The organism is Actinomadura sp. (assembly GCF_044508335.1).
GTDB lineage: Bacteria > Actinomycetota > Actinomycetes > Streptosporangiales > Streptosporangiaceae > Spirillospora.
Genome location: NZ_JBIQHY010000187.1, coordinates 1 through 8,373 on the forward strand (window position 1 = coordinate 1; position 8,373 = coordinate 8,373).

7 protein-coding genes are annotated in these 8,373 nt (G+C 70.5%); 4 read left to right on the forward strand and 3 right to left on the reverse strand.

Annotation, left to right across the window (positions count from 1 at the left end; genetic code table 11):
• Nucleotides 1-178: 178 nt before the first annotated feature.
• Entirely contained in the window at nt 179-1,129 is a 951-nt protein-coding gene (locus tag ACIWVC_RS33420; RefSeq protein ID WP_396452793.1) for a helix-turn-helix domain-containing protein, read from the reverse strand.
• Nucleotides 1,130-1,200: 71 nt separating this feature from the next.
• On the opposite strand from ACIWVC_RS33420, the gene ACIWVC_RS33425 reads away from it, so the two are divergent.
• Together ACIWVC_RS33425 and ACIWVC_RS33430 are read left to right on the forward strand one after the other, a co-directional pair.
• Nucleotides 1,201-1,536, forward strand: a complete 336-nt coding sequence (locus ACIWVC_RS33425; RefSeq protein ID WP_396452795.1) for a cupin domain-containing protein — start codon at nt 1,201-1,203, stop codon at nt 1,534-1,536.
• A 115-nt stretch (nt 1,537-1,651) separates the two neighbouring features.
• Complete coding sequence (locus ACIWVC_RS33430) at nt 1,652-3,214, forward strand: acyl-CoA synthetase (protein ID WP_396452797.1); 1,563 nt, start codon at nt 1,652-1,654, stop codon at nt 3,212-3,214.
• Here ACIWVC_RS33430 and ACIWVC_RS33435 read toward each other — a convergent pair.
• Nucleotides 3,211-4,314 carry a PucR family transcriptional regulator gene (locus tag ACIWVC_RS33435; RefSeq protein WP_396452799.1) on the reverse strand — a complete coding sequence of 368 codons (1,104 nt, stop codon included), beginning with the start codon at nt 4,312-4,314 and terminating at the stop codon, nt 3,211-3,213. The genes ACIWVC_RS33430 and ACIWVC_RS33435 overlap by 4 nt on opposite strands.
• Nucleotides 4,315-4,432: 118 nt before the next feature.
• Here ACIWVC_RS33435 and ACIWVC_RS33440 point away from each other — a divergent pair, with 118 nt between their 5' ends.
• On the forward strand, nt 4,433-5,341 hold the full coding sequence (locus tag ACIWVC_RS33440; protein ID WP_396452801.1) for a proline dehydrogenase family protein: 909 nt from the start codon (nt 4,433-4,435) through the stop codon (nt 5,339-5,341).
• A 15-nt stretch (nt 5,342-5,356) separates the two neighbouring features.
• Entirely contained in the window at nt 5,357-6,988 is a 1,632-nt protein-coding gene (gene pruA, locus ACIWVC_RS33445; RefSeq protein ID WP_396452803.1) for an L-glutamate gamma-semialdehyde dehydrogenase, read from the forward strand.
• On the opposite strand, the gene ACIWVC_RS33450 is transcribed toward pruA, so the two are convergent.
• Nucleotides 6,985-8,265, reverse strand: coding sequence for a cytochrome P450 (locus ACIWVC_RS33450; RefSeq protein ID WP_396452805.1), 1,281 nt, complete (start codon nt 8,263-8,265; stop codon nt 6,985-6,987). The two genes, pruA and ACIWVC_RS33450, sit on opposite strands and share 4 nt — an antisense overlap.
• Between the last annotated feature and the right edge of the window lie 108 nt (nt 8,266-8,373).

An 8,373-nucleotide genomic window follows, 5' to 3' on the forward strand; every position in this document is an offset into this window, starting at 1 on the left:
CCCCGGGGCTCCGCCCCTGTCCCCCGTTGGGGCTTCGCCCCTCGCCCCCCGTGGTTTCGGTCTTGGCCTTCCGCGGGCTTCCGGCCTGGCCTTCCGCGGGCTTCGGGTCTCTGTCCCTCTGCCGCTTTGACTCCTGCCCATGATCTGGGTGGTCGGCCGGTTGCAGGTGCTTTGACCCCTAGAGGGGGTGGGGATTGAACGCTCTTCTGTAGGCGCCTGGGGTTGTTCCTAGGGCCTTTTGGAACCGTCTGCGCAGGTTCGTGGCCGAGGACAGGCCCACTCGGTGGGCTATGGCCTCCAACGGGAGGTCCGTCGTTTCCAGTAGCTGGCGGGCTGCCGTTATTCGTTGCGTCAGTAGCCACTGGCCTGGGGGGACGCCTAGTTGGTCTGTGAAACGGCGGGCCAGTGTTCGGGGGGAGACTCCTGCTCGGGCCGCCAGCGTTTCCACCGTCAAGGGGGCTGCCAGGTGGGTGGTCGCCCACTCGAGTAGCGGGGCTAGGGAGCCGTCCATCTGGGTCGGGTGCGGGGGTGCCGCGTACTGCAGCTGGCCGCCCTCGCGGTGTGGGGGCATGACCATGCTCCGGGCCAGGTGTGCGGCGTAGCTCGCGCCCTGGTCGGTGCGTACCAGGTGCAGGCACAGGTCGATGCCCGCGCCTGCGCCCGCGCTCGTCGCTATGTCGCCGTCGTCCACATAGAGGACGTCCGGGTCGACCTTGACGGCGGGGAAGCGCTCGGCCAGTTCGGCTGTGCGCGCCCAGTGCGTGGTCGCTCGCCTTCCGTCCAGCAGGCCGGTGTGCGCCAGCCCGAAGGCGCCTGTGCAGATGGAGACCAACCGTGCCCCTCGTTCGTGGGCACGCCGGAGAGCGTCGGCCAAGGTGGGGGACGGGGGCTCGGCCGGGGGAAGCCAGCCCGGGATCAGCACCGTGTCCGCTTCGTCCAATGCCTCCAAGCCGTCGGGCACGTGCATGGAGTAGCCGGCGAGCGTGGTGATCGGGCCTGGCTGCTCCGCGCACACGGTGAACGTGTAGCGGTCGGGGAGGCCGGGACGCGGCGTCCCGAAAACCTCGGCCGCGCAGCCCAGTTCGAACGTCGACTGCCGCGGGCGGACCAGGGCGACGACTCGGTGCATGGCAGAAAAGTACCGCTCAATGTCTTTTCTGACACTCGGCAGGTCGTGCTGCGCTTCGTCAAGGTGGATCCATGAGTTCGACAGAGCCTCAGGTGCCCGGCTATGTGTGGTCCGCTGTGCAGGACGCGCCGGTTCGCGAGATCTTCCCCGGGATACGGGTGCGGTCGCTGTGGAAAGGGGACGGCGGCGCGTCCGCGCACGTGCTGGAGATGGACCCGAACAGCTGCTGGGAGGGCGTCGACGTGCACGAACCCGGCCCCGAGGAGGTCTTCGTGGTGTCCGGGGTGTTCAACGACGGCGAGCGCGACTACCCGGCCGGGTCGTTCATCCATGCGCCGGCGGGATCCAGCCACGTCCCGCAGACGGAGGAGGGGTGCACCCTGTTCCTCTTCTACCCCGAAGGGTGAGCTTGCTTTCGGGCCCGCCGATACCCCTTTTTGGGGGTGGCGGAGGCGCGGCAGGTGTGGTTGCATGCCGCTGACCTGGGCTTTTGTTGGGGAGGTGGCGGTCTTGTCCGACTCGGTGGCTCGTGCTCGTCAGCACTCGGTGGGGGATCTGCTGCATCGGACGGCGCGGCGGTATCCGGACAAGCTCGCCGTCGTCAGCGGGGATCTGCGGGTCACGTACGCGGAGTTCGACGCCGCGGTCAACCGGGCGGCGCACGCGCTGGCCGCGCGCGGAGTGGGCAAGGGCGACCGCATCGCGCTGCTCAGCCACAACTGCTGGCAGTACGCGGTGATCGCGTTCGCGACGGCGAAGCTCGGCGTGGTGCTCGTGCCCGTCAACTTCATGCTCACCGCCGATGAGGTCGCCTACATCGTCGGGCACTCCGGGGCGTCCGGGATCATCGCGGAGGACGCGCTGGCCCCCACGGCGGAGAAGGCCCTCGCCACCGCCGGTGTCGAGGGCGGCGTGCGGGGGTGGATCCCGCTGTCGGAGGCCGCGGCCGCCGACGGATGGGAGGACGTCGACTCCTGGTGGCGTGAAGGGCCCGACTCGGCGCCGGACGTGCTGGTCGCCGACGACGATCCGCTCCGGCTCATGTACACCTCCGGCACCGAGTCGCGGCCCAAGGGCGTGATGCTGTCCAGCCGGTCGCTGATCAGCCAGTACGTGAGCTGCGTGATCGACGGGGAGATGAGCGCCGACGACGTCGAGGTGCACACGCTGCCGATGTACCACTGCGCGCAGCTCGACTGCTTCTTCTCCGTCGACGTCTACCTCGGCGCGACCAGCATCATCCTGCCGTCGCCCGAGCCGGCCGCCCTGCTGGAGACGATCGAGCGGGAGAAGGTCACCAAGCTCTTCTGCCCGCCCACGGTGTGGATCTCGCTGCTGCGGCACCCCGACTTCGAGACCCGGGACCTCTCCAGCCTGCGCAAGGGCTACTACGGGGCCTCGCCCATGCCGGTGGAGGTCCTGCGGGAGCTGCTGCGGCGGCTGCCGGACGTGCGGCTGTGGAACTTCTACGGGCAGACGGAGATGGCGCCGCTCGCCACCATCCTGCGCCCCCACGAGCAGCTGGAGCGGGCCGGCAGCGCGGGCCGCGCGTCCATCAACGTCGAGACGATCCTCGTGGACGACGACGGGAACCCCGTGGCGCCGGGCGAGATCGGCGAGATCGTCCACCGCAGCCCGCACGCGGCGCTCGGCTACTACCGGGACGAGGAGAAGACCGCCGAGGCGTTCCGCGGCGGCTGGTTCCACTCCGGCGATCTCGGGATCATGACCGAGGACGGCTACCTGTCCGTCGTCGACCGCAAGAAGGACATGATCAAGACCGGCGGGGAGAACGTCGCCAGCCGGGAGGTCGAGGAGGCCCTCTACGAGCTGGACGGAGTCGCCGAGGTCGCCGTCTTCGGCATCAGCCACCCGCACTGGATCGAGGCCGTCACCGCGGTGGTCGTCCCCAAGCCCGGCGCCGCCCTGACGGTCGACGACGTCGACGCGCACGCCCGCGGGCGCCTCGCGTCGTACAAGCGCCCCAAGTACGTGGTGCTCGCCGACTCGCTGCCGAAGAACCCCAGCGGCAAGATCCTCAAGCGCGAGCTACGCGACCGCCACGCCTCCCTGGCCGAAGGCTAGGAGCCGTCCTGCCTCAGATGGGGGGCGAGGGTCAGGGCCAGGTGGAGGGTCAGGCGGTCCTGGCCGCTGGTCAGGGAGAGGGCCGTCAGGTCTTCTATCCGGCGCAGGCGGTGGTAGAGGGTCTGGCGGTGGATGTTCAGGGCCTTCGCCGTTTGCTGGACGCTGCCCGCCAGGTCCAGGTAGGTGCGGGCCGTTTCGGCCAGGTCCGGGTGTTGTAGCAGGCGGGTGGTGCCCGGGGTCTGGGTCGTTTGGGCGAGGGCTTCGTCGCCTGCTGTGCGGAGGAGGCGGAGCGCGCCCAAGTCCGCCCAGTCGCGGGTCTCGCCGGGGGCGGCGGTACGCGCCGCGATGCGGGCGCGGAGCCAGCCTTCGTGGACGTCCTCCAACGTCGCGCACGGGGAGTACACCCCTGCCCGGACTGGACCGTTGCGCTCCTCCAGGAGCCGGCGGGCCCTGTCGAGGGTGGGCGCGGTGGGCGTCGAAGCCGGGATCACCAGGACGTGGTCGCGCTGCCAGACGGTCGTCAGGACGGAGTGGTGGAGCTGCCACGGATTGAGCGGCTCGGGGGACGGCGTCCGCAGGACCGCGACGGTGAGCGGGGTGTCCGGAGCCGCCGCTCCGGACAGGTCGTCCGCCGCCTGCGCGCGGGTCTCGGGGTCGGTGGAGAGCAGGTCGGCGACCTTCCACGCGAGGTCGTCGCGTTCCCTGGCCTGGCGGGCCATGAGGAGGGCGGCCCGTTCGCAGAGCGGCATCGCCTTGGCCGCCTGGGCGCTCGTGATCCTTTCCTGGTCGTCGAGAAGCCACAGGTAGCCGTAGGTCACGTTGTTCCAGCGGACGGGCAGGCAGAGGCGGCCGAGCTGGCCGAGGGACGTGTCGGCCGGGATGCGGACCGGGCCCGTGGCGCGGGCGATGCCGTGGCGTTCGAAGCGGGCGCGGACGGCCTCGGACGCGCGGCGGTGCAGGATCGAGTCCATCCGGACGGGGTCGATCGTGTCACCGTGGGCGGCGTAGGCGACGAGGTGGAAGTCGCGGTCCTCCAGCGTGGCGGGAGCGCGCAGGAGGTCGGCCGCCTGCTCGACGATGTCCTGGAGATCGGGGGCCATACGCCTCCCTTCATACGTCTGTATGAAGTGTAGCCGGGATGAAAGTGGCATTTGGCTGTAGGGGGATGGCGGCGCCGCTTCTACCGTTCGAGGTGTTCCTCGAAGGCTGGAGGCTCCCATGCTCGGTCCTCTTCTCCTCGCCGCCGCGCGCAGCGACCGGATGCGCGGCCTCGTCACGTCCATGCCCCTCACCAGGGGCGTCGTCGACCGGTTCGTCGCCGGGGACGATCTTGAGGCGGCGCTCGGGACGGTCCGGGAACTCGGCGGCGCCGGGCTCAGCGTCACGCTCGACCATCTGGGCGAGGACACCCGGGAGCCCGCGCAGGCGGAGGCGGCCCGGGACGCCTACCTGCGCATGTTCGCGGTGCTCGAGGAGCACGGGCTCGCGGGCGGCGCCGACGCCTCGGTGAAGCTGTCCGCGCTCGGCCAGGCCCTCCCGGGCGAACTCGCGCTCGACCACGCGCGGGACATCTGCGCCGCCGCGGGGCGGGCCGGCATGACCGTCACGCTCGACATGGAGGACCACACCACCGTCGACTCCACGCTGGAGACCCTCGGCAAGCTGCGCAGCGACTTCCCCTGGGCGGGCGTCGCGATCCAGGCGATGCTGCGGCGCAGCACGGGGGACCTGCGCGACCTCGCGGGGGAGGGGTCGCGCGTCCGGCTGGTGAAGGGCGCCTACGCCGAACCCGCCTCGGTCGCCTACCAGAGCCGCCGCGAGGTCGACCGCGCCTACGTGCGGGGGCTGCGGCTGCTGATGGAGGGCGACGGCTACCCGATGGTCGCCACCCACGACCCGCGGATCATCCAGATCGCGCTCGCGCTCGCCGCCGGGCGGCCGCCCTCGTCCTACGAGTTCCAGATGCTCTACGGGATCCGGGGCGCCGAGCAGCGGCGGCTCGCCGAGGCCCACCGGGTGCGCGTCTACGTCCCGTACGGGGCCGACTGGTACGGCTACTTCATGCGGCGCCTGGCCGAACGCCCCGCCAACCTCGCCTTCTTTCTCCGTTCGTTCGTCTCCCGCTAAGGAGGGGCCATTTCCATGGACGCCGTGACCAACGTCCCGACGCCGGTGAACGAGCCGGTGCGCGGGTATGCGCCGGGCAGCGCCGAGCGGGCCCGGCTGGAGGCGAAGCTCGCCGAGCTGACCGCGGAGGCGCCGATCGACCTGCCCATGACGATCGGGGGCGAGCGGCGGCTCGGCGCCGGCGCCAAGGTCGCCGTCGTGCAGCCGCACCGGCACGCGTCGGTGCTCGGGACCTTCGGCACCGCCACCCGGGACGACGCGCGGGACGCCGTCGACGCCGCGCTGAAGGCCGCGCCGGCCTGGCGGGCGATGTCCTTCGACGACCGCGCCGCGATCTTCCTGCGGGCCGCCGACCTGCTCGCCGGGCCGTGGCGGGAGACGCTGCTGGCCGCCACCATGCTCGGGCAGTCCAAGACCGTCCAGCAGGCGGAGATCGACAGCCCGTGCGAACTGGTCGACTTCTGGCGCTTCAACGTGCACTTCGCCCGGCGGATCCTCGCCGAGCAGCCGATCAGCGGCCCCGGCGTGTGGAACCGCTCCGACCACCGGCCGCTGGAAGGGTTCGTCTACGCGATCACCCCGTTCAACTTCACCGCGATCGCCGGGAACCTGCCGACCGCGCCCGCTCTGATGGGCAACGTCGTCGTGTGGAAGCCGTCCCCGACGCAGACGTACTCCGCCGTCCTGCTGATGCGGCTGCTCGAAGAGGCCGGCCTGCCGGCCGGAGTCATCAACCTGGTGACGGGCGACGGGCTCGCCGTCTCCGACGTCGCGCTCCAGCACCCCGAACTGGCCGGCATCCACTTCACCGGATCGACCGCGACGTTCCGGCACCTGTGGAAGACCGTCGGGAACAACATCGAGAAGTTCCGCGGCTACCCGCGGATCGTGGGGGAGACCGGCGGCAAGGACTTCGTCGTCGCCCACCCGTCCGCCGACCGGGCCGTGCTCAAGACCGCGCTCGTCCGGGGCGCGTTCGAATACCAGGGGCAGAAGTGCTCGGCGGCCTCCCGGGCCTACATCCCGCGGTCGATCTGGGACGGCGGGTTCAAAGAGGAACTGGCCGCCGAAGTCGACGGGCTCACCATGGGAGACGTCGCGGACCTGTCCAACTTCATGGGCGCGGTCATCGACGAGCGCGCGTTCGCCAAGAGCAAGGCGGCGATCGACCGGGCCCAGGCCGACCCCGGCGTCGAGATCGTGGCGGGCGGGACGTACGACGACTCCGTCGGGTACTTCGTCCGGCCCACCGTCCTCGTCTCCGGCGACCCCGAGAACGAGATCTTCCGGACCGAGTACTTCGGGCCGATCCTCGGCGTCCACGTCTACGACGACGACCGGTACGACGAGATGCTCGCCCAGATGGAGTCCGTCGCGGACTACGCGCTCACCGGCGCCGTCATCGCGACCGACCGGGCCGCCGCCGCCCACACCGCCGAAGTGCTCCGCTACGCGGCCGGCAACTTCTACATCAACGACAAGCCGACCGGCGCCGTGGTGGGCCAGCAGCCGTTCGGCGGCGCGCGGGCGTCCGGCACCAACGACAAGGCCGGCTCCGTGTTCAACCTGCTGCGCTGGACGTCGCCGCGCTCCATCAAGGAGACGTTCGTCCCGCCGACCGACTACCGGTACCCCCACATGGGCTAAGCCCCGCCGATGCCCGTCGCCGGGAGCGACACCCAGCCGCGGGTGAACGGGGACGAGATCCGTTCGGACCTCTCCAGGTCCACACCGACATCCGGGTGGGCCTGGAGAAGCTCCTCCAGCGCCACCCGGGCCTGGAGCTTCGCCAGATGCGAGCCGATGCAGAAATGGACGCCGCTGGAGAAGCCCAGATGGCGCGGAATCTCCCGGGTGACGTCCAGCTCGTCGGCGGACGGGCCGAACTCGCGCTCGTCCCGGTTCGCCGACCCGAACAGCATCATCACCTTCTCCCCCTCGGGGATCTCCGTCCCGTGCAGCATGACCGGACGGGTCGTCGTCCTGGCCAGCGCCTGCACCGAACCTTCGAGGCGCAGGAACTCCATCAGCGCGTTCGGGATCAGAGACGGGTCCGCGACGAGCCGCTCGCGCTGCGCATGGTCGCCGTCCAGCAGCGCCACCCCGTGCGAAATCAGGTTGCCGGTCGTGTCGTTGCCGCCCGCGACCATCACGAAGCAGAACCCGAGCACGTCCCAGTCGGAGAGGCGCTCCCCGTCCAGCTCTGCCGCCACCAGCGCGCTGATCAGGTCATCGGACGGGTCGGCGCGGCGCGCCGCGATCACATCGGTGAAGTACGCGAACATCTCCGCCACGGCCCCGACCGCCTCGCTCTTCAGCGACCGCAAGCCGAAACCCTCGTCCTGGAGGGTCGTCAGCGCCGACACCCACGGGTCGAACCGCGCCCGATCCGCCTCCGGCACGCCCAGCAGATGCGCCAGCGCGTACGTCGGCAGCGGAGACGAGAAATCCCGGTGCAGGTCAGGGATCCCGCCGTCCGCCGCCTTCCGCTCCATCACGGCGATCCGCGACCGGACGAACCCGCGGAGCAGGCCCTCCATCGCCGCGACACGGCGAGGAGTGAAACCGTGGCTGATCAGCCGCCGCAAAGCGGTATGGCGCGGCGGATCCAACATCACGATCGTCGGAGCCAGGCCCAGCGTGCCGATCTCATCCGGATAGAACGTCAAACCCCGCGCCGACGAGAACGTGCCCGGATCCCGCGTCGCCGCCCAGACATCCGCGAACCGAGAAAGCGCCCAAAACGGCGGATCCTCATGGCGGTGAACAGGCTCCTCGTCACGGAGACGCCGATACGCCGGATAAGGATCGGCCTGGAACCCCAGATCGAAAGGATCATAGACATCCGCCACCAGCGGCCTCCCGCCACACAGGCGCCGTACACAACACTGCCGCCAGTATCCGCCCGCACCGCCGCCCTCCAAGCCCCCAAACCGAACCCGTTTGCCTAACCACCCCCCACCCCATACAGTTGACCCATCACCGCGGGGTGGAGCAGTTCGGTAGCTCGCTGGGCTCATAACCCAGAGGTC